24 protein-coding genes and 1 riboswitch are annotated in these 25,464 nt (G+C 63.3%); of the genes, 14 read left to right on the top strand and 10 right to left on the bottom strand.

Features of this window, described 5'->3' with window-relative positions:
• Nucleotide 1: 1 nt before the first annotated feature.
• Entirely contained in the window at nucleotides 2-850 is an 849-nt protein-coding gene (locus FF124_RS17940; RefSeq protein ID WP_246072528.1) for a dimethylarginine dimethylaminohydrolase family protein, read from the bottom strand.
• A 184-nt stretch (nucleotides 851-1,034) separates the two neighbouring features.
• Between FF124_RS17940 and FF124_RS17935 the strand changes: the two genes are divergently transcribed.
• The 4 genes from FF124_RS17935 (at nucleotide 1,035) to FF124_RS17920 (ending at nucleotide 4,473) form a co-directional block, all read left to right on the top strand.
• Nucleotides 1,035-1,832 (top strand): ABC transporter ATP-binding protein, encoded by a 798-nt coding sequence (locus FF124_RS17935; protein ID WP_138749853.1) that lies wholly within the window; start codon nucleotides 1,035-1,037, stop codon nucleotides 1,830-1,832.
• A 69-nt stretch (nucleotides 1,833-1,901) separates the two neighbouring features.
• Nucleotides 1,902-2,678, top strand: a complete 777-nt coding sequence (locus tag FF124_RS17930; protein WP_138749852.1) for a transporter substrate-binding domain-containing protein — start codon at nucleotides 1,902-1,904, stop codon at nucleotides 2,676-2,678.
• Nucleotides 2,679-2,941: 263 nt separating this feature from the next.
• Nucleotides 2,942-3,652, top strand: a complete 711-nt coding sequence (locus FF124_RS17925) for an ABC transporter permease (RefSeq protein WP_138749851.1) — start codon at nucleotides 2,942-2,944, stop codon at nucleotides 3,650-3,652.
• On the top strand, nucleotides 3,649-4,473 hold the full coding sequence (locus tag FF124_RS17920; RefSeq protein WP_138749850.1) for an ABC transporter permease: 825 nt from the start codon (nucleotides 3,649-3,651) through the stop codon (nucleotides 4,471-4,473). The genes FF124_RS17925 and FF124_RS17920 overlap by 4 nt, the downstream gene beginning before the upstream one ends.
• 29 nt (nucleotides 4,474-4,502) lie before the next feature.
• On the opposite strand, the gene FF124_RS17915 is transcribed toward FF124_RS17920, so the two are convergent.
• Nucleotides 4,503-5,525: an alpha/beta hydrolase family protein gene (locus FF124_RS17915; protein WP_138749849.1), complete on the bottom strand. Its 1,023-nt coding sequence runs from the start codon at nucleotides 5,523-5,525 to the stop codon at nucleotides 4,503-4,505.
• A 133-nt stretch (nucleotides 5,526-5,658) separates the two neighbouring features.
• Here FF124_RS17915 and FF124_RS17910 point away from each other — a divergent pair, with 133 nt between their 5' ends.
• Nucleotides 5,659-6,654, top strand: coding sequence for a helix-turn-helix domain-containing protein (locus tag FF124_RS17910; protein ID WP_138749848.1), 996 nt, complete (start codon nucleotides 5,659-5,661; stop codon nucleotides 6,652-6,654).
• A gap of 10 nt (nucleotides 6,655-6,664) precedes the next feature.
• Here the strand turns inward: FF124_RS17910 and FF124_RS17905 are convergent, their stop codons facing one another.
• Together FF124_RS17905 and FF124_RS17900 are read right to left on the bottom strand one after the other, a co-directional pair.
• Nucleotides 6,665-7,183 carry a methylated-DNA--[protein]-cysteine S-methyltransferase gene (locus FF124_RS17905; RefSeq protein WP_138749847.1) on the bottom strand — a complete coding sequence of 173 codons (519 nt, stop codon included), beginning with the start codon at nucleotides 7,181-7,183 and terminating at the stop codon, nucleotides 6,665-6,667.
• Nucleotides 7,180-7,740, bottom strand: coding sequence for a bifunctional transcriptional activator/DNA repair enzyme AdaA (locus FF124_RS17900; RefSeq protein WP_138749846.1), 561 nt, complete (start codon nucleotides 7,738-7,740; stop codon nucleotides 7,180-7,182). The genes FF124_RS17905 and FF124_RS17900 overlap by 4 nt, the downstream gene beginning before the upstream one ends.
• A 181-nt stretch (nucleotides 7,741-7,921) precedes the next feature.
• Here FF124_RS17900 and FF124_RS17895 point away from each other — a divergent pair, with 181 nt between their 5' ends.
• The 4 genes from FF124_RS17895 to FF124_RS17880 all read left to right on the top strand — a co-directional run bounded on the left by FF124_RS17895 (nucleotide 7,922) and on the right by FF124_RS17880 (nucleotide 15,688).
• On the top strand, nucleotides 7,922-8,503 hold the full coding sequence (locus FF124_RS17895; protein WP_138749845.1) for an ImuA family protein: 582 nt from the start codon (nucleotides 7,922-7,924) through the stop codon (nucleotides 8,501-8,503).
• The gene (locus tag FF124_RS17890; RefSeq protein WP_138749844.1) at nucleotides 8,430-9,899 is read left to right on the top strand and encodes a Y-family DNA polymerase; all 1,470 of its coding nucleotides are present in this window, start codon (nucleotides 8,430-8,432) and stop codon (nucleotides 9,897-9,899) included. The genes FF124_RS17895 and FF124_RS17890 overlap by 74 nt, the downstream gene beginning before the upstream one ends.
• Before the next feature lie 9 nt (nucleotides 9,900-9,908).
• Nucleotides 9,909-13,232, top strand: coding sequence for an error-prone DNA polymerase (locus FF124_RS17885; protein WP_138749843.1), 3,324 nt, complete (start codon nucleotides 9,909-9,911; stop codon nucleotides 13,230-13,232).
• 206 nt (nucleotides 13,233-13,438) lie between these two features.
• Nucleotides 13,439-15,688, top strand: a complete 2,250-nt coding sequence (locus FF124_RS17880) for a putative bifunctional diguanylate cyclase/phosphodiesterase (protein WP_138749842.1) — start codon at nucleotides 13,439-13,441, stop codon at nucleotides 15,686-15,688.
• A gap of 34 nt (nucleotides 15,689-15,722) precedes the next feature.
• On the opposite strand, the gene ribH is transcribed toward FF124_RS17880, so the two are convergent.
• The 4 genes from ribH to FF124_RS17860 all read right to left on the bottom strand — a co-directional run bounded on the left by ribH (nucleotide 15,723) and on the right by FF124_RS17860 (nucleotide 19,161).
• Nucleotides 15,723-16,154 carry a 6,7-dimethyl-8-ribityllumazine synthase gene (gene ribH / locus FF124_RS17875; RefSeq protein ID WP_210237497.1) on the bottom strand — a complete coding sequence of 144 codons (432 nt, stop codon included), beginning with the start codon at nucleotides 16,152-16,154 and terminating at the stop codon, nucleotides 15,723-15,725.
• Between the two features lie 53 nt (nucleotides 16,155-16,207).
• A complete protein-coding gene (ribB, locus tag FF124_RS17870; protein WP_246072527.1) occupies nucleotides 16,208-17,419 on the bottom strand; it encodes a 3,4-dihydroxy-2-butanone-4-phosphate synthase in 1,212 nt (403 codons plus the stop codon).
• On the bottom strand, nucleotides 17,416-18,447 hold the full coding sequence (gene ribD, locus FF124_RS17865) for a bifunctional diaminohydroxyphosphoribosylaminopyrimidine deaminase/5-amino-6-(5-phosphoribosylamino)uracil reductase RibD (protein WP_138749840.1): 1,032 nt from the start codon (nucleotides 18,445-18,447) through the stop codon (nucleotides 17,416-17,418). Before ribD ends, ribB begins: the two co-directional genes overlap by 4 nt.
• Nucleotides 18,448-18,551: 104 nt before the next feature.
• A riboswitch (FMN riboswitch) is annotated at nucleotides 18,552-18,707 on the bottom strand.
• A gap of 79 nt (nucleotides 18,708-18,786) precedes the next feature.
• Nucleotides 18,787-19,161, bottom strand: coding sequence for a DUF1428 domain-containing protein (locus FF124_RS17860; RefSeq protein ID WP_138749839.1), 375 nt, complete (start codon nucleotides 19,159-19,161; stop codon nucleotides 18,787-18,789).
• Nucleotides 19,162-19,231: 70 nt separating this feature from the next.
• Here FF124_RS17860 and FF124_RS17855 point away from each other — a divergent pair, with 70 nt between their 5' ends.
• Nucleotides 19,232-19,702 carry a MarR family winged helix-turn-helix transcriptional regulator gene (locus FF124_RS17855; RefSeq protein WP_138749838.1) on the top strand — a complete coding sequence of 157 codons (471 nt, stop codon included), beginning with the start codon at nucleotides 19,232-19,234 and terminating at the stop codon, nucleotides 19,700-19,702.
• On the opposite strand, the gene uxuA is transcribed toward FF124_RS17855, so the two are convergent.
• A complete protein-coding gene (gene uxuA, locus FF124_RS17850) occupies nucleotides 19,692-20,888 on the bottom strand; it encodes a mannonate dehydratase (RefSeq protein ID WP_138749837.1) in 1,197 nt (398 codons plus the stop codon). The genes FF124_RS17855 and uxuA overlap by 11 nt on opposite strands.
• Before the next feature lie 143 nt (nucleotides 20,889-21,031).
• On the opposite strand from uxuA, the gene FF124_RS17845 reads away from it, so the two are divergent.
• The 4 genes from FF124_RS17845 (at nucleotide 21,032) to FF124_RS17830 (ending at nucleotide 24,746) form a co-directional block, all read left to right on the top strand.
• A complete protein-coding gene (locus tag FF124_RS17845; protein WP_138749836.1) occupies nucleotides 21,032-21,727 on the top strand; it encodes a GntR family transcriptional regulator in 696 nt (231 codons plus the stop codon).
• Between the two features lie 36 nt (nucleotides 21,728-21,763).
• Nucleotides 21,764-22,747: a C4-dicarboxylate TRAP transporter substrate-binding protein gene (locus tag FF124_RS17840; RefSeq protein WP_138749835.1), complete on the top strand. Its 984-nt coding sequence runs from the start codon at nucleotides 21,764-21,766 to the stop codon at nucleotides 22,745-22,747.
• A 182-nt stretch (nucleotides 22,748-22,929) separates the two neighbouring features.
• Nucleotides 22,930-23,457, top strand: a complete 528-nt coding sequence (locus FF124_RS17835; protein ID WP_138749834.1) for a TRAP transporter small permease — start codon at nucleotides 22,930-22,932, stop codon at nucleotides 23,455-23,457.
• Between the two features lie 5 nt (nucleotides 23,458-23,462).
• The gene (locus tag FF124_RS17830) at nucleotides 23,463-24,746 is read left to right on the top strand and encodes a TRAP transporter large permease (protein ID WP_138749833.1); all 1,284 of its coding nucleotides are present in this window, start codon (nucleotides 23,463-23,465) and stop codon (nucleotides 24,744-24,746) included.
• A gap of 60 nt (nucleotides 24,747-24,806) precedes the next feature.
• On the opposite strand, the gene FF124_RS17825 is transcribed toward FF124_RS17830, so the two are convergent.
• Entirely contained in the window at nucleotides 24,807-25,442 is a 636-nt protein-coding gene (locus tag FF124_RS17825; protein WP_138749832.1) for a phosphoribosyltransferase family protein, read from the bottom strand.
• Between the last annotated feature and the right edge of the window lie 22 nt (nucleotides 25,443-25,464).

Below are 25,464 nucleotides of genomic sequence, written 5' to 3'. Positions count from 1 at the left end.
CTCAGCCTCGAAGGATCGGCCGCGTCAGGCAGGTCGGTCCGCCCTCGCAGGCAATGCAGAGCGCATCGGCCTCGAATGTCGCGACGGTACAGCCGGCCTTCTCCATCGCCGCCTTCGTCTTGTCGAAACCGGCAACGGCGATCACGTCAAGCGGTTTTGTCGGCAAGACGTTGAGGTTGAGGCCGTTGGACGCCATGAACTCGTCTTCCGGCGCCTCCACCAGCGTATAGCCCTTTTCCTTCAACAGCTGATAGAACGGCGCTGGCAGAAGCGGCGCATAGACCAGCGCCAGCTTGTCGGCGAGCGGCGAGATCACGCTCATCAGATGCAGGCAGGCCTCTTCGCCCTGCCAGAGCGGCAGGTCGAAACTCAGGACAGAAATGCCGTGCGGCGCCAGAAGCTTGCGCACCTGATCGATACCTTCGGCATTGGACCGCACGCCGCGGCCAATGCAGAGCGTGCGTTCGTCAACCCAGACGCAATCCCCGCCTTCCACTGTGCCGGACCCGGTCAGTCGCCCGAGGACCGGAATGCCGGCAGTGCGATAGATCGCCTCATGACCGTCGACCTCGCCCTTGCGCAAGGGCTTGCCCATGTTGAGCAGGATCGCGCCGCTATCGGCGACAAGCGAGGGATCATGGGTGAACATGGCGTCGGCGAACCCGTCGCCCTTGTCCTCATACCAGAGGACCTCCGCGCCCGAAGCCGCGACCAGATCGGCAAATACCGCATATTGCTTGATCGCGCGCTCGGCATCGAAGGTCTTGCCGTAATGCCAGACGGCGGGCTCGGCCTTCTTAAGGCTTTCGCCGGGCCGACGCATGATTACCCGCCCGATGGGCTGCGCCATGGTTTGCGCTCCGAAACTCATTCCATTCATCTCCACGCTTCTGCGACATCTTCGCTAGTTATACACTTGCATAATAAGCTCGCAAGTGTACTAATGAACGCAAGGAACGATTTTTGATCGCCGGCGTGATCGCACCGCAAGACGTGTCTGACCGCCGGCTCACCGGGAACGGCAAAGCGTTTTAATGAAGGCTGAAAACAATCCGCAGGATGGCGACCCCGCAGAAGCGGTCACCGTCGACGATCTCCATAAATCCTTCGGGGATTTCGAAGTGCTCAAGGGCGTTTCGCTCAGGGCCCGGCAGGGCGATGTCATCGCCATTATCGGCGGCTCCGGCTCGGGCAAATCCACGCTTTTGCGGTGCATCAATATGCTGGAGTGGCCGACGCGCGGCCGTATCTGCGTGCATGGCGAGGAAATCGCCATGAAGGCCGACGGCCATGGCGGGCTGATGCCGGCCAACCGCAAGCAGATTCAGCGCATCCGCACACGCCTTGCCATGGTGTTCCAGAGCTTCAATCTCTGGCAGCACATGACGCTGATACAGAATGTCATCGAAGTGCCGGTTCATGTGCTCGGCGTCAAACGCGATGCGGCGATCGCCGAGGCGGAAACGCTTCTGCGCCGCGTCGGGCTCTATGAAAAACGCGACACCTATCCGGCTTTCCTGTCCGGCGGCCAGCAGCAGCGGGCGGCGATTGCCCGCGCGCTTGCCATCCAGCCGGAAGCCATGCTGTTCGACGAACCGACATCCGCGCTCGATCCCGAGCTTGTCGGCGAGGTGCTGACGGTCATCCGCGACTTGGCCGAGGAGGGCCGCACCATGCTGCTGGTCACGCACGAGATGGGCTTTGCCCGCGAGGTCGCCAGCGAAATCGTCTTCCTGCATGACGGCCGGGTGGAAGAACAGGGCGCGCCGCAAACCGTCTTCGACAATCCTGAATCCGAGCGACTGAAGAAATTCATCAGCTCCGTGCAATAGCCTATTGCGGGATGCGTCCCCCGGACGCTCACGCAAATGACCCAACCCAAAAAAGAGGGAACCGACACCATGAAGAAACTGACATCCGCACTTCTCGGCGCCGTTGCCTGCGCCACGCTGATGGCGGGCGCCGCGTCTGCCGAAACCGTGAAGGTCGGCGTTGCCGCCGAACCCTATCCGCCCTTCACCGTGCCGGACGCCGCCGGCAACTGGACCGGCTGGGAAATCGACCTGATGGACGCCCTTTGCAACCAGGCAGAGCTTGACTGCGTCATCACCCCGATCGCCTGGGACGGCATCATCCCGGCGCTAACCGCCGGCAAGATCGACGCCATCATGGCCTCGATGTCAATCACGCCCGAGCGCGAGGAGCAGATCGCCTTCTCCGACAAGTATTACAGCACGCCCGGTGCCATCGTTGCCGAGGTCGGTTCCGACATTAAGCCGACCAATGAAAGCCTGTCGGGCAAGGTGCTCGGCGTACAGGTCTCGACCACCAACCAGGCCTATGCCGAAAAGCATTTCCCTGACGCCAAGATCAAGACCTACCAGACCCAGGACGAAGTCAACCAGGACCTCTATGCCGGTCGCATCGACGCCGAGATTGCCGATCTCGTGACCCTGCAGCCCTTCCTGGAAAGCGACAATGGCAAGATGTGCTGCGAGATGGTCGGCACGGTCGCGCAGGATGTTGAAATCTACGGTCCTGGGATCGGCGTCGGACTGCGCAAGGACGACACCGAACTGCGCGAAAAGTTCAACGCCGCAATCGCCGCCGTCCGCGCGGACGGCACCTATGAAGAGATTACGAAGACGTATTTCGACTTCGACATCTACGGCGATTAATCAAGGCATGAAAGAGCGCCGCGACAGGCGCCGGCGCTCCTTCGATGTCTGAGCCCACTGCACAGTCCATCTCTCCCCTTGAGGGAGAGATGTCGCGAAGCGACAGAGAAGGGGTGAACCCTCACAACGGACTGAGAGCGTCAGGCTGATACTTAACCCCCTCTGCCCTGCCGGGCATCTCCCCCTCAAGGGAGAGATTGGCCGCGAGGCTATCGCATTACCAAGCAGGATGGCGCATTGAACGGGCCAGACAGGGAAAGAAAATGAACTGGGAATTGCTCGCCTTGTCACCGCCCGGATGGGGCGGCGCGCTGCTTCGCGGTCTCGTCACCTCGCTGCAGGTGGCCGCCGGCGGCTTCGCGCTCGGGCAGTTGATCGGCATTCTCGGTTCTGCCGGCAAGCTCTATGGCGGCCCGGTGATCAAGGATCTCATGGAGATCTACACCACGGTGGTGCGCGCCATCCCCGAACTCGTGCTGATCGTGCTGCTTTATTATGCCGGCACCGCAGCGCTCAACAATCTGATGGGCGCGATCGGTTTTTCCTCCGTTGATATTTCCGGCATGCTGGCGGGCATCCTCGTCATCGGTCTTGTCCAGGGCGCCTATTCCACCGAAGTGCTGCGCGGCGCGATCCTTGCCATTCCGCCGGGCCAGATCGAGGCGGCGCGGGCATACGGCATGCCGCCGGCCATGGTGATGCGGCGGATCACGCTGCCGGCCATGCTGCCGCATGCCATTCCCGGCCTTGCCAATCTCTGGCTGGTCACCACCAAGGACACCGCCCTTCTCGCCGTCGTCGGCTTTACCGAACTGACGCTCGCCACACGGCAGGCCGCCGGCGTGACGCATGAGTATTTCCTGTTCTTCTCGGCCGCCGGCGTGCTCTATCTCGCTGTCACACTGGTCTCCAACGTTCTGCTGCAGATCCTTGAGCGCCGCGCCAGCCGCGGCATGGTGAGGAGGCGGACATGACCGATCAGCACATGCCGGAGGATATCGAAACCCCGCCGCCGCTGCCGAAACTTTCCGCGCTGTTGCGCCCCCACAGGCTTGCCATCATGGCGGTGGCGGCATCACTTCTGATCCTGATGATCGTGAAGATGCAGTGGAGCTGGCTGCCGGATTATGCGGGCATGCTGCTGGCAGGCCTCTGGATCACGATCCTGCTCCTGGTCGCCTCGACCATTCTCGGCTTCCTGCTCGCCGTTCCCCTCGGCCTCGTCCAGGTCACCGGGCCGAAGATCCTCGCCTGGCCGGCCCGCGTCTTCTGCACCATCATTCGCGGCACGCCGCTGCTTCTGCAGCTCTGGCTGCTTTATTACGGCCTCGGCTCGCTGTTTCCCGGCATCCCGGAAATCCGCCATTCCTTTCTCTGGCCCTATCTGCGCGAGGCCTGGCCCTACGGGCTGCTGGCGCTGACACTGTCTTATGCGGGCTATGAGGGCGAAGTGATGCGCGGCGCCTTTGCCGGCGTGCCGCATGGCGAGCTCGAAGCCGCCCGCGCCTATGGCATGGGCCGCTGGAAGGTGCTGACCCGCATCTGGCTGCCGCGCGCGGTGCATCGCGCGCTTCCCACGCTTGCCGGCGAAACCGTCGTGCAGCTGAAATCGACGCCGCTGGTGGCGACGATCACGGTGATCGATCTTTACGCCGTCGTCGGCGATATCCGCCAGTCGACCTACCTCACCTATGAGCCGCTGCTTTTCCTCGCTTTCCTCTATCTCTGCCTCACCGGCATTCTGGTGACGATCTTCCGTCACTTTGAAAACAGGATCCCGACGCGGGGAATGTAATGGCGGGCCGCCGAAGCGGCCCGCACCCGTCACAATCCGGCAAACGCCGCGACGATGTCGACAATCCGGGCGTGCACATCCGCCCTTTCGACCCCCTCAGGATCATCGCAGACCGGGTCGTCCTGCTCCTCGGCCAGGAGGGCGGCGCCGACAGGCGTGCATTCGGCCAGAAAGGTGAAGTGATGCGCCGGCGCCACGACGACGCGCTCGGCGTCCGGCAGGCGCGCGACAAGATTGCTGCCGGCTTCGGAGACATCCGCGGCCCGCATGAGGTTTTCCTTGCCGAGATTGATCACCAGAACCGGAAGCTCGGCAGCATCGATACTGTCCTGCGTTGCCGCATAGGTGAAACCGGGATCGATGGCGATGGCGCGGCTGACCCGGTCATCGCTGGCGTCGGCCGAAAACCCTTCAGGCAGACGGTCAAGGTTGAGATTGCCCTTGGATAGGAAGATGCAGTCGAGTTGTTCCGGGTCTGCCAGGCAATAGTCGGCAAAATCCGCGCCGTCGAAGCGCAGGCCGGCAAGATTGAGCGCCGTGCCGCCCCCAAGCGAAAACCCGATCGCGGTAATGGTTGAGCGATCGACATGCGGCCCCAGGACCGGATCATCAAGAAGCATGTCGAGCGCGGCTGAAAGGTCACCGGCACGCCGGTCCAGAAAGGCCGAGGCACGCGGAGAGGAATCACCCGTCGTACTGCCGGGATGATTGACCGCCAGCACCATGGCGCCGCGTTCGGCAAGTGCAGCCATCAGCCAGGCGCTGTTATCCATATTGCCGCCGGAGCCATGGGAGAAGAGAAACAGCGGAAATGTGCCATCAGCGATCCGTGCCCCCATCTGGCCGGACGTGCCCTCAAAGACGGCATTGCCGCCGACAATGCCGCGATAGCTTCTGGTCTTTGCAGGATACCAGAGCGTTGCCGCCAGCGGCGCGGCGCGGGCGCTGCTTTCGACCGTCAGCCGTTCATAGGCCGGCAGCAGGGGCTCGGCAGAAAGTGCGGGAAGTGCGAATGTCAGGACAGACAGACAAGAGAGAAGGAGACGTTTCATTGGAGAAACCTTTCGATGTGTTTGAGACGTCTCCTTCTTTCGTTTTCCGGCATAAACAGCGTCCTGTTTCCGGTTTTAGGTCGCCGGAAACCGGTTTTTGCACTATTCGGGGCCGACAGATGAGGGATATGCGATGCTGGTTCTACCGGTTCCGATGGTCACCGCACTGGTGCTGGGCTTTATGGTTTTGCGTATGCTTGCAGGCGAAAGGCGGCCGCTCGCGATCGCCGTTTTTCTTTCGGCATGCGCGCTTCAGGGGCTCATCGTCGCGCTGGTGCAATATTACGGCGTCGCCTTTCTTCAGCCAGTGCAGCCGGTAACAGCCAGCGTCGTGCCCGTCTGTGCCTGGCTCGCATTCCGTTCCTCCTTCATCGAACCGATACGCCCGGGGCGCGATTTCATCCATCTGGTCGCCCCCACCTTCACCCTGTTTTGCGTGCTGTTCGCGCCGGTAACGGTGGATGCGATCATTCCGCTGGTGTTTCTTGCCTATGGCGCACGGATCCTGTTGACGCTGAAGACTGGCGGCGATGCGCTGCCGCTGGCGCGGCTGGAGGCCGGACGCCAGCCGCAATGGCTGTGGACCGGGATTGCCGCAAGCCTTCTCCTCTCGGCCGTCAGCGATACACTGATTGCCTATGTCATTGCCGCCGGCGCGCCGGCGCTCAAGCCGCTGATCGTCAGCATTTTCACCTCGGCGGCGCTTCTCGCAGCCGGCCTTCTCAGCCTTTCGCCGAATGCCTTCGGTGAGGGGGACCCGAAGGAGGCAGCCCGCCCTTTCCCGCCGGAAGCAAGCGAAGCCGATACGGCCATTGTTGCCCGGCTTGACGCGCTGATGCGCGCGGAACCGCTCTATCTCGATCCGGCCCTGACGCTTTCCCGGCTTGCCCGCAGGCTCAAGCTGCCCGCCAAGACGCTGTCGACAGCGATCAACCGCGTGACCGGCGAAAACGTCTCCCGCCATATCAACCGCTTCCGCATCGAGCACGCCTGCAAGCGTCTGAAAGCCGGCGACACCGTCACCACGGCCATGCTCTCAAGCGGCTTCAACACCAAATCGAACTTTAACCGCGAATTCACCCGCCTAACCGGCAAGAGCCCGACCGCTTGGCTTGACGGGCAGACCTGACGGGGGCCCTTCAGAGCCGTTCAAAGAACAGATCCGCCTGCGGCGGCTCCTCCCACGCATTCTCGAGCTTCAGCAGGAATTTCTTGGTCGGCAACCCGCCGCCGAAACCGGTGAGCGCGCCATTGGCGCCAATGACGCGGTGGCAGGGCAGGAGGATCGGCAGCGGATTGTTGCCGTTGGCCGTGCCCACCGCCCGGCTCGCATTCGGATCGCCCAGCGCCTTCGCGATCGTGCCGTAGGTCGTGGTCTCGCCATAGGGGATCGTCGCCAGATACGCCCAGACGCGGTTCTGGAAACCGCTGCCGGACAGGTGGTAGGCCAGATCGAACTGCTTCAGTTCACCGGCGAAATAGGCATCGAGCTGGCGCCGCGCTTCCGAAAACGGCGCATCATAACGCTGCCAGTCCGGACGTGGCCCGAAAGCCTTGTGGCCGGTCGGAAACGAGATGAAATGCAACCGGTTGCCATCGCCCGCCACGAGCAGGTCGCCGACCGGACTTTCGACAGTGGTGTAGAACAGCCCGGTCATGGCGAGGGCCTGCGGATCGCGGACGGCGGCCTGCCGTAAAGCCTTGAAAACGCGGCATTGAAACGCCGGACGCTGCCGAAGCCGGCGCGCACCGCCACCTCCGTGACCGGCAGCGCTGTCTCGTCAAGCAATCGCTTCGCCCGACCGATCCTCAACGTCTGCGCCGTCTGCAATGGCGAGGCCCCGACATGGACGGCAAAAAGCCGCGCCAGATGCCGCGCGCCGACGCCAAGCCGTTCGGCCAGTTCATCGACGGAACCGGTGTCGAGCGCGCCTTCATTAATGAGCTTCAGCGCCCGTTCCACCGTGGTGCGCGTCCCGTTCCAGGCCGGTGAAAATGGCGCGGTCTCCGGCCGGCAGCGCAGGCACGGCCGGTAGCCCGCCCGCTCGCAGGCGGCCGCCGTCGGGTAATAGCGGACATTTTTCGTCAGCGGCTGTTTCACCGGGCAGACCGGCCGGCAATAGATCATCGTCGTGCGAACAGCGGTAAAGAACCTGCCGTCATAAGCCGGATCGCGCGCCTGCCGCGCCTTCTCGCATGTGTCAAAATCCAACATGGCCCGATTTTAGCAGTGGTTGGGCGGAGAGGCGAGCGGCAAGCGATTATGAGGTCCGAAAACGGCCGGTGACATGCCCGCGGGAGGCATCCTCCCCCTGTTTGAGCCATATTGCAGCATCACCAATCCTCACAGATTTGTTCCCTTTTCATTCTCATCCGATCCGCTATATCATCCGCCCATGCAGGATGAATTTTCGACCATATTTCCGCTTCAGCGCGGCCGGGTGCATGATGCTTCCGGTCCCGGCGCGCCGTTCTTTGCCACAGCGCTTTCCGGCGTCACCGGCGGCACGGTGCTGTGGATCAAGCCGGCGTGGTTTTTGGAGGAGATCAATCCGGTGGCGCTCTCGACCTTTTTTGATCCGCGCGACATCATTCTCGCGCGCACCGCAGACCAGACGGAGACGCTGGCCGCCGCTGAAGAGGGCCTGCGCTCCAGCGCGGTCGGCCTCGTCATCATGGAGGTGGACAGGCCGATCGAGCTCACCCCCGGCCGCCGGCTGCAGCTTGCCGCCGAGACCGGCCGCAGCATCGGGCTTTCGCTGCATCCCGAAGGCGCCGGCAATCAGGCGGCGACCACGCGCTGGCTTTGCAGACCGCTGTTTTCCGCTTCCGACTCGACTCTGCAAAGCTGGTCCATTATAAAGAACAAAACAGGAACAAATAACAGTTGGGCAGTGCGGTGGGATGAAGCGGCGCGTCGTATCCATATGGTTTCAGAGACTGCCGAGCGAGCGGATTCTCAGGGCCCGCCCGGTTGATGGCCCGTTCGCCGTCACGCTGAGCGAAGGCAATCACGACCGGCTTTACTGTCTGAACCGGGAGGCCGAGGGCCAAGGACTGGAGCGCGGCATGGGGCTTGCCGATGCCCGCGCCTATGTGCCGGATCTCGTCACCCGACCCGCCGATATCGACGCGGACCGGCGGTTTCTCGTGATGCTCGCCCGCTGGGCGACGCGCTACACGCCCCATGCCGGGCTCGATGGCGAGGACGGGCTGGTGCTCGACATCACCGGCGCATCCCACCTTTTCGGAGGCGAGGACACGATGCTTGCGGACATGCAGGAGCGGCTTGCCCGCGCCCGGCTTTCCGCGAAGATCGGCATCGCCGATACGCGGGGGGCGGCCTGGGCGCTGGCCCATTTCGCCCCCGGCATTGCGCCTGCCGACAAGACATCCGCCACACTCGGTCCACTTTCCGTGTCGGCGCTGCGCATCGACGACAAGACCGCGACGGCGCTGAAACGCCTTGGCCTCAACACCATTGCCGACATGACGGCCCTGCCCCGCGCCACGCTCGCCCGCCGCTTCGACATGGCGCTGATCGAGCGGCTGGAACAGGCCACCGGCGAACGGGGCGAGGCCGTGTCGCCGCTTTCCGAGCCACCACATTATGGCGTGCGGATGACATTTCCCGAGCCGATCGGCCTTGTCGATGACGTGATGGCCGCCCTTTCCCGCCTGCTGGACACGCTGTGTCTGCGGTTGAAGACACGCGAAGCGGGCGCGCGCGCCATTCTGCTGTCCGTCGAACGCGTCGACCAGACCCGCCAGAACGTGACGCTGCGCCTCGCCCGGCCGATGCGCGATGCGCCCCGTATTCTCAGGCTGTTCGAGCGCCCCGTGGGCGAGATCGACGCCGGTTTCGGCATCGAGCGGATCAGGCTTGAGGCGCGCGATGTCGAAAACCTGCCGGCCGAGCAGATCGGCGAAGGCGGGCTGGTGGAGGGTGAGGCGCTGGACGATCTCGTGACAAGGCTCGGCGCGCGCATCGGGCTCGACAACATCATCCGCTTCCAGCCGGTCGCAAGCCATATTCCCGAGCGCAGCTTCACCCATATTCCCGCCGCCTATGGCCGGGTGGAGGCAGAATGGCGCTTGGACCATCCCCGCCCCTTGCGCATATTCCCGCCCGAGCCGGTGACGAGCGATGCCGCCCGCCGCCCGCCCACGCGCTTTTCCTGGCGGCGCATGCGGCTGGAGACAGCCACAAGCAGCGGGCCGGAGCGGATCGCGCCGGAATGGTGGCGGCCGGACGAGGCCTGGCGCTCGGGGCTGCGCGATTACTGGCGGGTGGAAACCCGGCAGGGGCTGAGGCTGTGGATGTTCCACACGCCCCAGGCCCCCGGCTGGTTCGTGCATGGCCTGTTTTCGTGAGTTCGTCCGATGGATTATGCCGAGTTGTGCGTCACCACCAATTTCACCTTCCTCACCGGCGCCTCGCACCCGGAGGAGATGGTGATCCGCGCCGCCGAGCTGGATCTTGCCGCGATCGCCATCACCGACCGTAATTCGCTCGCAGGCGTGGTGCGCGCCTTCCGGGCGCTGAAGGAAACGAGGCGCAAGATCGAGAAGCAGGCCGAGGAGCAATCGATCCGGCTTTCGACCCATATCGATCCCTCCTCGCGCCAGCCGGCCGGCGATGCCAAAGCCATTGCCCTGCCGCCAATCCGCCGCCTGCCGCGCCTGATCGTCGGCTGCCGGCTGGTGCTGACCGACAGCTCCGTCGATTTCGTGGCGTTGCCGAAGGACAAGCCCGCCTACCAGAAACTCGTGCGGCTCCTGAGCCTCGGCAAACGGCGCACGCAAAAGGGCGAATGCCAGCTTTACCTTCGCGACATGCTGGAATGGGCCGATGGCTCCATCCTCATCGCATTGCCGCAGGACATGGAGAAGAAGGCGGAGGCGACAGACCATATCACCCAGGCGCACCGCCGCTTTCCCGGCCACGTCTTCACCGGCGCCGCCCCCCGCTATGACGGGTCAGATGCGGCATGGTTCAAAACCCTGACGGCGCTTTCGCACGCGACCGGCGCGCCGATGGTCGCCGTCGGCGACGCGCTGATGCATCACGCCAGCCGCCGCCAGCTCGCCGACGTGCTGACCTGCATGCGCCATCACATCACCATTGACGCGATTGGCCACCTCGCGCTGCCGAATGCCGAGCGACGGCTGAAGCCGGCTGAAGAAATGGCGCATATCTTCCGCGACCACCCCGCCGCCATCCGCCGCACACTGGAAATCGCCGCGCGCCTCACCTTCGATCTCACCGAGCTTTCCTACAACTACCCGGCCGAAGTCGCCCATGGCGAGGCGCCGCAGGCCCGTCTTGCCCGCCTCACCTGGGAAGGGCTGAAGCGCCGCAATCCCGAAGGCCTTCCAGCGCGCCACCGCGAACTTGCCGAAAAGGAGCTGGCGCTGGTCGATGAGCTCGGTTTCGCCGCCTACTTCCTCACCGTCCACGACATCATAACTTATGCCCGCAGCAAGGGTATCCTGTGTCAGGGGCGCGGCTCGGCGGCCAATTCCATCCTCTGCTACGCGCTCGGCATCACCGATGTCAGCCCGGACATGATCGGCATGGTGTTCGAGCGCTTCGTTTCCCGCCATCGCGGCGAACCGCCGGATATCGACGTCGATTTCGAGCATGAGCGGCGCGAGGAGGTGATCCAGCACATCTACGACAAATATGGCCGCGAGCATGCCGGACTGTGCGCCACCGTCATCCATTTCCGCTCGCGCGCGGCGATCCGCGAGGTCGGCAAGGTGATGGGCCTTTCCAACGATGTCACCGCCGCCCTTTCCGGACAGATCTGGGGCATATCCAGCAAGGGCGCGGACCCTGAACGGCTGAGGGAGATCGGCCTTGATCTTTCCGACCGGAGGCTCACTCAGACGGTGCGCATCATCGGGGAAATCATCGGCTTTCCCCGGCATCTGTCGCAGCATGTCGGCGGATTCATCATCACCCGCGACCGGCTGGACGAGCTCTGTCCGATCGAGAACGCGGCGATGGAAGACCGCACCGTCATCGAGTGGGACAAGGACGATATCGACGCGCTCAACATCCTCAAGGTCGATGTGCTGAGCCTCGGCATGCTGACCTGCATCCGCAAGAGTTTCGAACTTCTGGGGCGTCATTACGCCCGCCCGCTCACCATCGCCGCCGTGCCGCAGGCGGACACGGCGACCTATGACATGCTCTGCAAGGCCGATGCCGTCGGCGTGTTCCAGGTGGAAAGCCGGGCGCAGATGAATTTTCTGCCGCGCATGCGCCCCCGCGAATTCTATGACCTCGTCATCGAAGTGGCGATTGTCCGCCCCGGCCCGATCCAGGGCGGCATGGTGCAGCCTTATATCCAGCGGCGGCAGAAGAAGGCGAAGGTCGAATACCCTTCGCCGGAACTTGAGGGCGTTTTGAAAAAGACGCTCGGCGTGCCGCTGTTTCAGGAACAGGCGATGCTGATCGCCGTGGTCGCCGCCGGCTTTTCACCGGAGGATGCCGACCGGCTGCGAAGGTCGCTGGCAAGCTTCCGACAGATGGGCACGATCGGCGAATTCGAGGCGCAGTTCGTCAATGGCATGCTCGACAACGGCTATGAGCGCGACTTTGCCGAACGCTGCTTCGCCCAGATCAGGGGCTTTGCAGACTACGGCTTTCCCGAAAGCCATGCGGCGGCTTTTGCCATGCTCACCTATGTCTCGGCCTGGCTGAAATGCCATTATCCGGCGGCGTTTGCCTGCGCGCTTTTGAACTCCCAGCCGATGGGCTTTTACGCGCCCGCCCAGATCGTCCGCGATGCCCGCGAGCATCAGGTGGAGGTGCGGCCGATCTCGGTCAATCACAGCGCCTGGGACTGCACGCTGGAACGCCGCGCCGACGGCGCCTATGCGCTGCGCCTCGGCTTTCGCCAGATCAAGGGGCTGAAGAAGGAGGATGCGGACTGGTTGGTGACGGCGCGCGGCAATGGCTACCAGACGCCGGAGGATGTGTGGCTCAGGGCCGGGCTGATGCCGGCGGTGCTGGAACGCCTCGCCGAGGCCGATGCCTTCGCCGATGCCGGCCTGTCGCGCCGCGATGCGCTGTGGCGGGTCAAGGCCATCCGCGCGCCGAAACCGCTGCCGCTCTTCAACGACCCGATCGACGGCGAGCATATCAGCGAACCGGACGTCATCCTGCCGACGATGAATCTCGGCGAACAGGTGGTGGAGGATTACGTCGCCACCCGCATGAGCCTTAGGGCCCACCCGATGGAGCTTTTACGCCCAAAAATGCCCGGCCTCACGCTGCATTCTTCCCTTGCGACAACGCCGCAAAGGCGCGTCAGCGTCTCAGGCCTCGTCATCACCCGCCAGCGCCCCGGCACGGCCTCGGGCGTCATCTTCCTGACGCTGGAGGATGAGACCGGCGTTTCCAACGTGGTCGTCTGGAACAAGGTCTATGAGCGCTTCCGCCGCACGGTGATGGGCGGCCGCCTGCTGAAGGTCACCGGTCCCCTCCAGCGTGAGGGCATCGTCGTCCATGTGATCGCCGAAACCATCGAGGACTGCTCCTGGCGCCTCTCCGAACTCGGCCACCCAATGGACGACGTCATCGGCATCACCGAGCCCAAGGCCGACGACACGCCCCGCCGCCCGAAACTCCAGCCCCGCGCCCACCACCCGCGCGAACAGGCGAAGAAGCTGTTTCCAAGCCGGGATTTTCACTGAGACATTGCCGTCTGCCGGACGAAGGGCCAGGGCCCTACCTCACAAGACGCCGGAACGAGCACGATCCGGAGTCAGCAAATGTGCCATCCAAAACACTTCCGAAGACGTAAAGACACTTAAGTTCAGACAACAGCCCATGTTCGCCTTGCGCCGAAGTGCACGTTTGCCCATAGTCTCTGTCCCGAATTCGATGATCGGCTTCGATAATGAACAAGAAAAGACAGGTCAAAGGCCGCTCTCGCTTTTACCTCACGCGCGCAGTGCCCGCTCTGGCGCTCACGCTGCTGATCGGCCTCGGCGTCCTTGCCCTGCTGGTCTGGGCCAGCAAGGAAACCGACGAGGCGTCCCATGAGCGGCAGGCGCGGCTCGTCCGGCTCGTGATCTCCCAGTTGCAGTCCGAACTGGCCCATCACCAGGAAAGCGCGACGGTCTGGGACGATGCGGTCATCGAGGTCCGTGCCGGCAATTTCACCTGGATCGACGAAAATCTCGGCACCTGGATGCACGACTATTTCGGCTTTGACGGCGTCTACATCCTCGACCCTTCCGACCGGGCGCTTTACGCCTTCACCGATGGCGCCATGGCGAGCCAGTACGCCTATGACGCCATCCAAAGCGAGATTGCGCCTCTAGCCGAAGAACTTCGGGCCAAGCTGATCGCCGGCGACGACAGCCAGATCAACGAGCAGGTCCTGACATCGGGCGTCTCCGATCTGGCCGTGATCAGAGAGCATCCCGCCGTGGTCAGCATCAAGCCGATCGTTCCCCATTCCGAATTCGTGCAACAGGAACCGGGTCAGGAATATCTGCATGTCGCCATCCGGTTTCTCGACGGCAGCCTGATCGAGGAACTTCAGAACGACTACATGTTCGAGGCCCTCCACTTTTCCTGGACGCCCGACGGCTCCAACCAGCCGCTCACAACCAGCGAAGGCAGAACTATCGGCTATTTCGTCTGGCAACCCTACCGGCCCGGTTCTGCGGTGATGGGAAGCGTCATACCGGTGCTGATCGTCGTCATCGTCCTGGCGCTCGCCGCGATTGCGCTATTCCTGGTGCTCCATGACAAGCGCTCGAAAAAACTCGAGGAAAGCGAGGATCGCATCCGCTATCTGGCGCTTCATGATCCGTTGACCGACCTGCCCAACCGCATGTTCTTCAACGAGAATGTCGACCAACGCCTGGCCGAAAGGCCGACTGGGCCGCTGGGCCTTCTTTATCTCGATCTCGACCGGTTCAAGCAGGTCAACGACACGCTCGGCCATCCGGCAGGTGACGCTTTGATCAGAGAATTCGCCCAGCGTCTGACGAAAATTGTCCGCAGCGACGATTTTGTCGCCCGCATCGGCGGAGACGAGTTCACCGTGATGCTGAACGGCCGGGGCGGCGAGAAGGAGATCGACGCGCTCTGTCGACGCATGGTTGAGGCTGCCGGCGAACCGTTCCAGATCGAGGGCAATACGATTTTCGTCGGCGTGAGCATCGGCGCCGCCCTATACCCGCAAGATGGGATTGACCGGATCAACCTGCTGCGCAAGGCGGATGTGGCACTCTACTACTCAAAGGCCGCCGGCCGGGGACGTTATTCATTTTTCTCCGATTCCATGGATGAAACGCTGGGGCTGCGGCGGAAAACGGAAATGGATCTGAGAACCGCGCTTCTCGGCCAGAACCAGCTCTCGGTCTATTACCAACCGGTCCAGTCCGCGCGCACGCGTCAGATCGTCGGCTGCGAGGCGCTGCTGCGCTGGCACCATCCGGAGAGCGGCTGGATATCGCCGGAACTGTTCATCCCGATCGCCGAGGAAGCCGGGCTGATCGAGGATCTCGGACAATTCGCGCTGAGAAAGGCCTGCGCGGCCGCCGCGAAGTGGCCAGGCCTTTCGATCGCCGTCAATGTGTCCGGCGTCGAACTCTCCAATCCCGCCTATGCCGCAAAGGTCGGGCAGGTTCTGCTTTCAAGCGGCCTTGCGCCGTCGAGGCTCGAACTCGAGATCACCGAATCCGCCGCCGCCGATGAAAGCGGCGTTGTGGCGGAAAACCTGCGTGCCCTGCGCGAACGCGGCGTGCGGATCGCGATCGACGATTTCGGCACCGGCTTCTCATCGCTCGGTCGCCTGAAATCGCTGAATGTCGACCGGATCAAGATCGACAGATGTTTCGTCGATGGCCTGAAGGACGGGAGCAAGGTCACGGGCCGGGCCGATGACGAGGCCATTATCCGCGCGATCATCGATCTTGCCCATGCACGGCATCTGGAAACCACAGCCGAGGGCGTGGAAACGCCTGCGCAGGATGAAGCCCTGATCTCCATGGGTTGCGACGACCTTCAGGGCTTCCTCTATGCCAGGCCGATGCCGCTCAAGGATATCGACATGCTGCTCGGCATTCAGCGCGATGCGACGGTCCGCGGCGCGTTGAGCGAAGACGAGCGCGGGACCGGCACGCAGGCCTGACGGCCCAGATTCGTTCGTCCGAGCCGACGACAGTTCAGACCCTTGCCAGAGCCTCCAGCGCCTCAACGCAGGCCGCAGCGGCCTCACGGCCCTTGTTATGCTCGTCATCGGCGGAGCGCTCGAAAGCCTGAATCGCGGTATAGGTGGTCAGGATGCCGAAGGAGACGGGCATGCCGGTCTCCAGCTGGACCTGCATCAGCCCGTGGGCTGCGGCCTCCGAAATATATTCAAAATGGGCCGTCTCCCCCTTGATCACCGCACCGATGCAGACGATGCCGTCATAGTTTCCGCTTTTGGCAAGCTTTCTGGCAACCAGTGGTGCCTCGAAAGCGCCCGGCACGTCATAAATATCGGTCTCGGAGAGCGTTACGTCGCGCTCGGCAAGCTCGGCCTTTGCGCCGTTCAGAAGGCCGCTGGTGACCTTCTCGTTGAAACGGGAGATGACGATGGCGATACGGTGGGACACGGGCGTATTTCCTTTCAGGATCATGGGTGCAATGGGAAGGACCGGCGCGGCGCTCACGGCAGAAGATGGCCGAATTTCTCGCGCTTTGCCGAAAGATAGGTCTCGTTGAAAGGGTTCGAGGCGGTAATCAGCGGCACGCGCTTTTCGACATGCAGGCCTGCCTTTTCGAGCGCCTCGGGTTTTTCCGGATTGTTGCTGAGAAGCCTGAGGCGCGCGATGCCCAGGCTTTTCAGGATATGGGCCGCGGCATGATAATCCCGGGCATCCGCCGGCAGGCCGAGCGCCAGATTGGCGGCATGGGTGTCGAGCCCCTTTTCCTGAAGCTCATAGGCGCGGATCTTGTTGGCAAGGCCGATGCCACGCCCTTCCTGCCCCTTCAGATAGACGATCACACCGCCCTCCGCGCCGATCATGGCCATCGCCTGGTGGAGTTGTTCGCCGCAATCACAGCGCAGCGACCCGAAAACGTCGCCCGTCAGGCATTCGGAGTGGACGCGCACCAGCGGCGAAGACCCGAGCGGTGCCTTGACCAGCGCCAGATGCTCGGTTCCGTCAATCACACTCCTGAAGACATGCGCCTTGAAACCGGCAGCAGCGGTCGGCAGCGACGCCCGGGCAACCTCCTCAACCAGGATTTCGGTGCGCAGCCGGTATTCGGCAAGCTCCCGGATCGTCAGAAGCGGCATGTCATGGGTTCTGGCGAAGATTTCGAGATCCGGCCGGCGGGCCATCTCGCCGTCATCGCGCATCACCTCACAGATCACGGCCGCCGGATTGAGGCCGGCAAGGCGGGCCAGGTCGACCGCGCCTTCGGTGTGGCCGTCGCGGGCAAGCACGCCGCCGTCCGCCGCACGCAGGGGAAACATGTGGCCGGGCGAGACGATGTCGGCGGGCGTCGCTCGCGGATTGGCAGCAGCGGCAATGGTCAAGGCACGCTCGGCGGCCGAAATGCCGGTGGTAATCCCCCTGGCCGCCTCGATGGAGACGGTGAAGGCGGTGGAATGCCGGGCGCGGTTGTTCGAGACCATCGGCGGCAGGCCCAGCCGGTCGACCTGTTCGCCGGTCAGCGTCAGGCAGATCAGGCCGCGGGCATGTTTGGCCATGAAATTGACGGCCGCAGGCGTGGCGAAATCTGCGGCCACGACGACATCGCCCTCGTTTTCGCGGGTTTCATCGTCCACCAGCAGCACCATGCCGCCGGCTTTCAGGGTTTCCAGCGCCTTTTCGACGGAAGAGGCTTTCAGATTGCGTTCCATTCTGGTCATTCTTCTTCTCCGGGCAGGACGTCCGCCTCGTTCAGTTCGTGAAATTCAGGATCGCGGTAAAACACGCTCACGCGATCCGGATCGCCCTTTTCGATGCGCACATTTTCGTCCCATAACCCGCCGTCGAGCATGGACGCGGTCAACGACGGCCCGGCTTCCACCAGCACCTCCATGACGCCGCGACGGCCAAGCGCGGCAAGCGCGGCCTCCGGCGTTTCGGGCCGGATCACGGCAAAACCGCGCGCCTCGGCGGCTGAGAAATAGGCCTCCGGCACACGGCCACGCCGGTCGAGGATGGCAAGCGCGCGCTGTTTTCCGGCAAAATCGCGCACCCGCCGGACTGTGAATTCGGGATCGTCGGCAAGGATAGTGCCGGAACCGGTCAGGATCGCGTCGGCGCGCCGCCGCAGGCGATGGGCGAGCGAGAGAGAGACCGGCGAGGTAAAGGTCTTTGCGCCTGCCGGCGGCGCCATGCCGCCCCTCTCGTCGAGCGCCTGCTTGACCGTGACCCAGGGCAGCCCCGTGAGAACCCGCTTGGCGAAGGGCGCGATCAGCCGGGCCGCGCGGCGCGCAAGCGTTCCGGCGCGTTCGTCCGCCATATCGGCGGCGAAGACGACCGAAAGCCCGGCAGCGGCGAGCCGGGCCGCCCCGCCGCCCGACACGCCAGGGTTCGGATCGGGCGCGCCGATGATGACGCGGCTGGCAGGCGTTGCCAGGATCGCATCGGCGCAAGGCGGCGTGCGGCCGTGATGATTGCAGGGCTCAAGCGTCACGATGACTGTGTGGATACGGTCGGCGACACCTGCCGCGCGGGCGCTGGCAATCGCCTCGGCCTCCGCATGCGCCAGGCCGGCCTTGCGGTGAACCCCTTCGGCGATCACTTGACCGGCTTTGTCGAGAAGGACGCAGCCGACCGGCGGGTTCGGCGTCGTCGCTCCGGCAAAGCGTTGCGCCCCATCCAGCGCGCGCGTCATCGCCGCCGCAAGAACGGCCGCGCTCAAACTGTCTGTGGCGGGGTGAATGCCCATGCCTTCGCCTCATCATTCGAACAAGACGCCATGCAGGGCAAAAAAGCGGAAAACGACACGCGGAATGCGCCCGCAATGCGGGACACAGGACACACGTCGCCATGCGCTGTTCTCTTCCATCCGGACTCTAACCGTCGGCTCCGGAGTTACACCGGATCTGCTGACCCTCGATCAGATTAGCCCTGACCAAGGCGCTCGCGGGCTGATGCACAAAGGCAATTACCGCCGGTGGGGAATTCCACCCCGCCCTGAGAACGTCGCCGACCGGACCTCCGATCGACGCGATGAATTTAGGCAAGCGATCTGGAAATGACAAGCGCCAATTTCGCCGACAGTCTGTCACCCGGTCTCGCCAGTCATGGCGACGGGCCCGTTTTCGGAGAAGAAGAGATCGAACCCGCCATAGATCATCCGGGACCCATCAAACGGCATTTCGTTCATCTCCGGGTCGTTCATCAACGCGCCCCAGGCGGCATTGCGGATATCCTTCGATGGCCAGACGACCCAGCTGAAGACCACCGCCCCCCCCTCTTCCTTCTTCACCGCCATGTTGAACGAGGTCACCTTGCCATCCGGCACGTCATCCTCCCAGCACTCCACATAGGAAAGCGCGCCATGCGCCTTGAATTTCGCCGCCGCCTTCTGGCACAAGGCGTGGTAGGCTTCGCGGTTCTTTGCCGGCACCGGGGCCAGGAATCCGTCCACATAGGTCATGCGCATGTCTCCCGTGTCTTGACTTTCAAGTCTGCGGATTTTACGTTGATATCAACATAAAGGCATATTGATGCGCGAGAGTCTACCCCTGTCCGTCACGCTCGAGGTTCGTGACCGCTGCCTCTGCCTCTATCTGCAGCGGGCGGCCCGGGCGGTCGGGCGACATTTCGATGAAGTCCTGCGGCCGCTCGGCCTGACCAACGGACAATATTCGCTGCTGATGTCGTTGAACCGGCCGGAACCGCCGCGCATCGCCGAGGTGGCGATGGTGCTGGCCATGGACCGCACGACGCTGACGGCGAGCATCAAGCCGCTGGAACGGCGTGGCCTTCTGACAAGCTTTCAGGACCCGGACGACAAGCGCGTCCGGCGGCTGAAGCTGACGGATGAGGGTCTCGATCTCCTGGAACGCGCCGTGCCGGTCTGGCGCGAGACGCATGACCGGCTTGACGCGGTGGTGGCCGACGACCTGCCGCGACTGCGCGAAAACCTGCTGGCGCTGACCTTCGCGCTGCCGCAGGAGGAGGACATCAACGGCTGAGCGCCGCGACGATGCCGCGCAGTTCGGCAAGCCCTTTCAGACGGCCGATCGCCGGATAGCCCGGCTGGGCCTTCCGGTTCAGGTCATCCAGGATGTCGAGGCCGTGATCGGGACGGAAGGGAATGTTCCAGTCGGCACGCCCCGCCGCACGCCGCCGCTTCTCCTCGGCAAGCGCCGCGGCCACAAGCGCCACCATGTCGGTGTCGCCGCCCAAATGTTCCGATTCGTAGAACGATCCCTTGATGTCGCCGGTCTCGCGGTGAACATTGCGCAGATGCAGGAAATGCACCCTGTCCCCCAGCCGCTCCATCATGCCTGGCAGGTCGTTGTCAGGCCGCGCGCCAAGCGAACCGGAACACAGCGTGATCCCGTTTGCCGGGATATCGACCGCATCCATCATCGCCTTGTAGTCGGCTTCCGTCGACATCACGCGCGGCAGGCCGAGCAGGCCGAAGGGCGGATCATCCGGATGGCAGCAAAGCCTGAGACCGAGTTTCTCGGCAACGGGCGCGACCTCCTCGAGGAAGGCGATGAAGTTGCTGCGCAGCCCGTCCGGCGACATCGCGGCATATTCTGCGAGATGATGGCGGACATCTTCCAGCGTAAAACTCTCGGCAGCCCCCGGCAGACCGAAGACGATGTTCTTCGCAAGCGCCTGCTGGCGCTCTTCATCCATCTCGCCAAAGCGGCGGGCGGCCTCTTCGCGGAGGTCTTCGGGAAAGTCTTCCGCCGCGCCGGCACGCTTGAGGACATGGATGTCGAAGGCGGCGAAATCGGCATAGTCGAAGCGCATGCAGGTCGCGCCCGTCGGCAGACGGTAGGCGAGATCCGTGCGGGTCCAGTCGAGCACCGGCATGAAATTGTAGCAGATCGTCTCGATCCCGGCCTTGCTCAGGTTCTCCAGGCTGACCTTGTAGTTTTCGATATGGGCGCGCCAGTCGCCCTTCTGCTTCTTGATGTCCTCGGAAACCGGCAGGCTTTCGACCACGTCCCACTTCAGGCCGGAGGGGCTTCCGTCGGTCATGACGGACAATTCGCGCTGACGTCCGGCAATCTCTTCCGGCGTCCAGACCGCGCCGGTGGCCACATGATGGAGCGCGGTCACGACGCCCTCGACACCCGCCTGCAGCATGTCATCGATCGACACGCGGTCCAAAGGCCCGAACCAGCGCCACGTCTGCCTCATTGTTCTCTCCCTGAGCGAATTCGTTACCTGGAACGAACCTAAACGAAAAGGCCCGTCCGTCTGAAAGAGATCACTAGCACCAAAACAAGGTGTTGACTAGTATGGAAGTATGGTGCACGATAAAAACATCGGGAGGGCAAGCCATGCTGCCAGAAACAATCGCCACAAAGATTGCACCGGGCGCACCAGTCGGGTCGCAACTGCACGGCATTTTGCGTGAGCTGATCATCCACAATGAGTTGCCTCCGGGCTCGCGCCTTTCGGAATCGGAACTGGCGGCCCGCTTTGCTGTCAGCCGCCAGCCGGTGCGCGAGGCGTTCATCAAGCTTTCCGAGGAAGGCCTCCTGGAGGTGCGCCCGCAGCGCGGCACTTTCGTGCGGCGCATTTCGCAGGCAGCCGTCATGGATGCCCGTTTCGTCCGCGAGGCGATCGAGGCGGACATCGTCAAGCTTCTCGCCGAGAAGCCCGATGCCGGGCTGGTCGAGGAACTGAGATTGCAACTTCAGGAGCAGAGAGAGGCGGCAACCACGGATGCCGACCGTTTCATCGCGCTTGACGAGTTGTTTCACAAGACCCTTGCCGATGCCGCCGGCAAGGCAAGGGCCTGGGCGCTTATCGAGGGGCTGAAAGTGCAGATGGACCGGGTTCGTTACCTGAGCCTTCTGCGCTTCCCCATGGTCAAGCTGACTGCCCAGCACACCGCCATTGTCGACGCCATCGGCGCCGGCGATCCTAAGGCCGCCGAACATGCAGTTCGCGGTCACCTGCGGGAGATCCTGAGCGATCTTCCCGAAATCTTCGAAGAAAAGCCTGAGTTTTTCGATCCACCGGGGCGCTAGGCTCCAAACCATTGAACGTCTGATTGGGAGGACGACATGACGCATTTCACCAAACTGGGCAGCATCGCGCTTGCGGGTCTCGCCGCCAGCCTCCTCGCTGGCTCTGCCCTCGCCGCCGACTACACGCTGAACGTCAACACGGCGCTGGCCACCAATGACCCGCTCTACAAGGGCCTTGAAGCCTTCCGCGACAATGTTGCCGAAGCCTCCGACGGCGCGCTCGAAGTCCGCCTGTTCCCGAACTCGCAGCTCGGTCCCGATGAGGACGTGCTCGAACAGGCCCGCGCCGGCGCGCCCGTCGCCGTCGTCGTCGATGGCGGCCGCCTCGCGGTCTTCGTCAACGAGTTCGGCGTCCTTGGCGCACCTTATCTGGCAAACGGCTATGACGGCATCCGCAAGGTCGTTACCTCCGACATGTTCGACGAGTGGGCCCAGAAGCTGCACGATGATGCCGGCCTCGATGTCCTGAGCTTCAACTGGTGGCAGGGCGAACGGCACCTCCTGACCAAGAAGCCCATTGGCGGACCGGATGACCTCTCCGGCGTGCGCATGCGCACCCCCGGCGCGCCGGTGTGGACCGGCACGATCGAGGCCATGGGCGCGACACCGACCCCAATGCCCTGGGGCGAGGTCTATTCGGCGATCTCCTCCAACGTCATCGACGGCGCAGAAGCTCAGCTTCCCGCCGTTGTCGGCGCCAAGCTCGACGAGGTGATCACGAACATCACGCTCACCGGCCATATCAACCTGATCACCGGTCTGATTACGTCCGCCGCCTGGGTCGATTCGCTGCCGGAAAACCTGCAGACGATCCTGCATGAGGAAGCGCTGAAGGCCGGCGACATCGCCTCCTACGGCACGCAGGACGCGCTGGCGAGCCTGCAACAGCAGCTGATCGACAACGGCGTGGACGTCGAGGAAATCGACATCACCCCGTTCAAGGAAGCCACCGCCGTCGTCTATGACAACCTTGGCTATGGCGACCTGCGCGACCAGCTTCAGGCGATCGCGGCACAGTAAAAAGGCCTCAAGGCCCACATCGCCTCTGACGGATCGCGGCACGCCCGCGGTCCGCCCGTCCGGAAAACGCCGGCGCGCGCCGCGAAGACGGCAGCGCTCGCAAAATAGAAAAATAACCGCGCGCGAGCATTTCAGGGCGGACCAAGGCCTCAATGCTCCCAACCCTGACTGGAGGGGCCACCATGCCCGGTTTCCTCGCAAAAATCGAATTCGTCGCCGGCGCGATCCTGCTCGCCGTGATCACATTTCTGGTGTTCATCGCCGCGACCATGCGCTTCTTCGGCCATCCGCTGATCTGGTCGGTCGACCTGGCGCAGCTTCTGTTCATCTGGCTGTGCTTCATCGGCGCAACCCGCGCCATGCGCGAACGCGGGCATCTCGGCGTGGACTATCTCGTCCGCCCCTTCCCCTATCGCTACCGGCTCGCGCTTGAAACTGCCCTTTCAGTCCTTTTTGTCTCCTTTCTGCTGCTTCTAGCGGTCGAGGGCTATGATCTGACCATGCTCAACAAGGAACGCCAGTTCGGCGATTCGGGTCTTTCCTATGCCTGGGTCACGATTGCCGTTCCCGCCGGCTGCGTCATGCTCACGATCTCGATCATCGGCAATCTGGTCCAGGCATGGCGAAGCGCGAAGGGTGAGCGAATGCTCGTCTTCACCCGGACCGCCGCCGAGGAAGAAGCGGTCATCGAAACCGGCGCGGCGGAGTAACCACCATGGCCCTTATCGGTATTGTCTTCTTTGCGCTGATGCTGCTTGGCGCGCCCATTGCCTTCGCCATCGGCATTTCGGGCTTCACCTTCTTCCTCACCTCCGACATCATGCCGGTGTCGATCGGCGTGCAGAAGATCGCCACCGTTTCCCAGAGCTTTCCGCTTCTGGCGGTGCCCTTCTTCGTGCTGGCCGGCCACCTGATGAACGAAAGCGGCATCACCGACCGCTTGTTCACCTTCTCCAAGGTGGCGGTCGGCTGGATGGCGGGCGGCCTTGCCCAGGTTTCGATCATCCTGTCGACCCTCATGGGCGGCGTGTCCGGCTCGGCTGTTGCCGATGCGGCGATGGAGGCCCGCGTTCTCGGGCCGCAAATGATCTCCAACGGCTATTCCAAGGGCTATTCCTCCGCCGTTATCGCGATTTCCTCGCTGATCACCTCGACCATTCCGCCATCGATCGGTCTCATTCTCTATGGCTATGTCGGCCAGGTTTCGATCGGCCGCCTGTTCATGGCCGGCATCATCCCCGGCATCCTGATGATGACCTTCCTGATGGTCGCCGCCTGGCTGGTTGCCCGCAAGCGCGGTTATGTCATGAAGGAAATGCGGAAGCCGACGGCGCGCGAACTGGGCTCTGCCGCCTGGGGCGCGAAGTGGGCGCTGCTCTTTCCCGTCCTTCTGATCGGCTCGATCCGCGGCGGGCTTTTCACCCCGTCGGAAGTCGGCGCCTTTGCCGTCGTCTATGCCATCCTGATCGGCGTTTTCGCCCACCGCGTCATGAGCTTCGAGGCGATCAGGCGCGCCTTCGGCCACGCCATCTCGGATATCGGCCTGATCATGCTGATCATCCTGATGTCGGGCATGGTCGGCTTTGCCATCATCTTCCTGCAGGTGCCGCAGTCGGTTGCCGGCTTCATGCTGGAAAGCCTCGCCAATCCGGTGTTGATCGTCGCCGTCATCCTGATCGGCCTGTTCATTGCCGGGCTGTTCTTCGAAAGCACGATCCTGGTGCTGCTGCTGACGCCGATCCTCGTGCCCGTTGTCGTCAAGGCGGGCGTCGATCCGGTCCATTTCGGCATCCTGATGATGACCATCGTCACCTTCGGCTCGATGACGCCCCCTGTTGGCGTGGCGATGTTCACCGTCTGCAGCCTGCTCGACACCAAGGTGGAGGAATATGTGAAGGAATCGCTCCCCTTCATCGCCGCCGTCTTCGCGCTCATCTGCCTGCTGTTGTTCGTGCCGGGCATCGTCCTGTTCCTCCCGAACCTCATGTATGGCGGATAGTCTTATCCGCCCGTGAGAGACCTGCTGGCCGCGCCGGAAACGGTGCGGCCTTTTTTTGGCCTAAAGCCCTTCAGGCCGTGCGACCCAGCGGCCGTTTTCGCCCGGTCCGAACTGCGGAATGTGGGCAAGGCTTTGCACCAGAGCGGCATCGGACCCCAGCGCACTCTCCCATTCCCGGCCCTCCGTCAGGATCACGCCGAGCCCGACGACATTGCCGCCGGCCTTTCGCACCAGATCGACCGATCCCCTCAGGCTCGAGCCGGAGGCGACGACATCATCGACAACCACGACCCGCCTGCCCTTGAGCAGCGGCACGGCGCGGTCATCGAGAAGCAGGCGCTGCTCGCCCTTTGACGTGATCGAGGTGATCTTCTGCTCGAGCGCCGAGCCCAGATGCACCTTGGGCGATTTCTGCAGGATGACATACCGGTCGAGGCCGAGCGCGCGGGTCACCTCGATGGCAACCGGAATGCCGAGCGTTGCCGCGCCGACGACGATATCGGGCTCCATCGGCGACAGCCGGTCCGCAAGGGCCTTGCCGCAATGTTCGCCGAAGCGGACGCCCAGATCGATCACCATCATCAACGAGATGGCGAGATCCGGCTTGATCGCGACGAGCGGCAGTTCGACGGTAAAGCCGGCCACCGAAACGGCGTGAGCCTGCTCGGTGACGACAGGGGCAAAGGATTGGGTCATGTAAACTCCGGGGACGTTTGAA

The organism is Martelella lutilitoris, from assembly GCF_005924265.1.
GTDB lineage: Bacteria > Pseudomonadota > Alphaproteobacteria > Rhizobiales > Rhizobiaceae > Martelella > Martelella lutilitoris.
Note: the sequence above shows the minus strand (reverse complement) of the source record. Positions and strands in the feature narration are given on the sequence as shown.

What these genes read in the sequence shown, in the direction of transcription:
- FF124_RS17840 (WP_138749835.1), top strand. Translation starts at nt 21,764, where the DNA reads ATGACGCATTTCACCAAACTGGGCAGCATCGCGCTTGCGGGTCTCGCC.
- ribB (WP_246072527.1), bottom strand. Translation starts at nt 17,419, where the DNA reads ATGACCAGAATGGAACGCAATCTGAAAGCCTCTTCCGTCGAAAAGGCG.
- FF124_RS17915 (WP_138749849.1), bottom strand. Translation starts at nt 5,525, where the DNA reads ATGAAACGTCTCCTTCTCTCTTGTCTGTCTGTCCTGACATTCGCACTT.
- FF124_RS17885 (WP_138749843.1), top strand. Translation starts at nt 9,909, where the DNA reads ATGGATTATGCCGAGTTGTGCGTCACCACCAATTTCACCTTCCTCACC.
- FF124_RS17835 (WP_138749834.1), top strand. Translation starts at nt 22,930, where the DNA reads ATGCCCGGTTTCCTCGCAAAAATCGAATTCGTCGCCGGCGCGATCCTG.
- FF124_RS17845 (WP_138749836.1), top strand. Translation starts at nt 21,032, where the DNA reads ATGCTGCCAGAAACAATCGCCACAAAGATTGCACCGGGCGCACCAGTC.
- FF124_RS17860 (WP_138749839.1), bottom strand. Translation starts at nt 19,161, where the DNA reads ATGACCTATGTGGACGGATTCCTGGCCCCGGTGCCGGCAAAGAACCGC.
- FF124_RS17905 (WP_138749847.1), bottom strand. Translation starts at nt 7,183, where the DNA reads ATGACCGGGCTGTTCTACACCACTGTCGAAAGTCCGGTCGGCGACCTG.
- FF124_RS17895 (WP_138749845.1), top strand. Translation starts at nt 7,922, where the DNA reads ATGCAGGATGAATTTTCGACCATATTTCCGCTTCAGCGCGGCCGGGTG.
- FF124_RS17940 (WP_246072528.1), bottom strand. Translation starts at nt 850, where the DNA reads ATGGCGCAGCCCATCGGGCGGGTAATCATGCGTCGGCCCGGCGAAAGC.
- FF124_RS17890 (WP_138749844.1), top strand. Translation starts at nt 8,430, where the DNA reads ATGAAGCGGCGCGTCGTATCCATATGGTTTCAGAGACTGCCGAGCGAG.
- FF124_RS17880 (WP_138749842.1), top strand. Translation starts at nt 13,439, where the DNA reads ATGAACAAGAAAAGACAGGTCAAAGGCCGCTCTCGCTTTTACCTCACG.
- FF124_RS17830 (WP_138749833.1), top strand. Translation starts at nt 23,463, where the DNA reads ATGGCCCTTATCGGTATTGTCTTCTTTGCGCTGATGCTGCTTGGCGCG.
- FF124_RS17920 (WP_138749850.1), top strand. Translation starts at nt 3,649, where the DNA reads ATGACCGATCAGCACATGCCGGAGGATATCGAAACCCCGCCGCCGCTG.
- FF124_RS17900 (WP_138749846.1), bottom strand. Translation starts at nt 7,740, where the DNA reads ATGTTGGATTTTGACACATGCGAGAAGGCGCGGCAGGCGCGCGATCCG.
- FF124_RS17930 (WP_138749852.1), top strand. Translation starts at nt 1,902, where the DNA reads ATGAAGAAACTGACATCCGCACTTCTCGGCGCCGTTGCCTGCGCCACG.
- FF124_RS17935 (WP_138749853.1), top strand. Translation starts at nt 1,035, where the DNA reads ATGAAGGCTGAAAACAATCCGCAGGATGGCGACCCCGCAGAAGCGGTC.
- ribD (WP_138749840.1), bottom strand. Translation starts at nt 18,447, where the DNA reads ATGGGCATTCACCCCGCCACAGACAGTTTGAGCGCGGCCGTTCTTGCG.
- FF124_RS17825 (WP_138749832.1), bottom strand. Translation starts at nt 25,442, where the DNA reads ATGACCCAATCCTTTGCCCCTGTCGTCACCGAGCAGGCTCACGCCGTT.
- uxuA (WP_138749837.1), bottom strand. Translation starts at nt 20,888, where the DNA reads ATGAGGCAGACGTGGCGCTGGTTCGGGCCTTTGGACCGCGTGTCGATC.
- FF124_RS17925 (WP_138749851.1), top strand. Translation starts at nt 2,942, where the DNA reads ATGAACTGGGAATTGCTCGCCTTGTCACCGCCCGGATGGGGCGGCGCG.
- FF124_RS17855 (WP_138749838.1), top strand. Translation starts at nt 19,232, where the DNA reads ATGCGCGAGAGTCTACCCCTGTCCGTCACGCTCGAGGTTCGTGACCGC.
- FF124_RS17910 (WP_138749848.1), top strand. Translation starts at nt 5,659, where the DNA reads ATGCTGGTTCTACCGGTTCCGATGGTCACCGCACTGGTGCTGGGCTTT.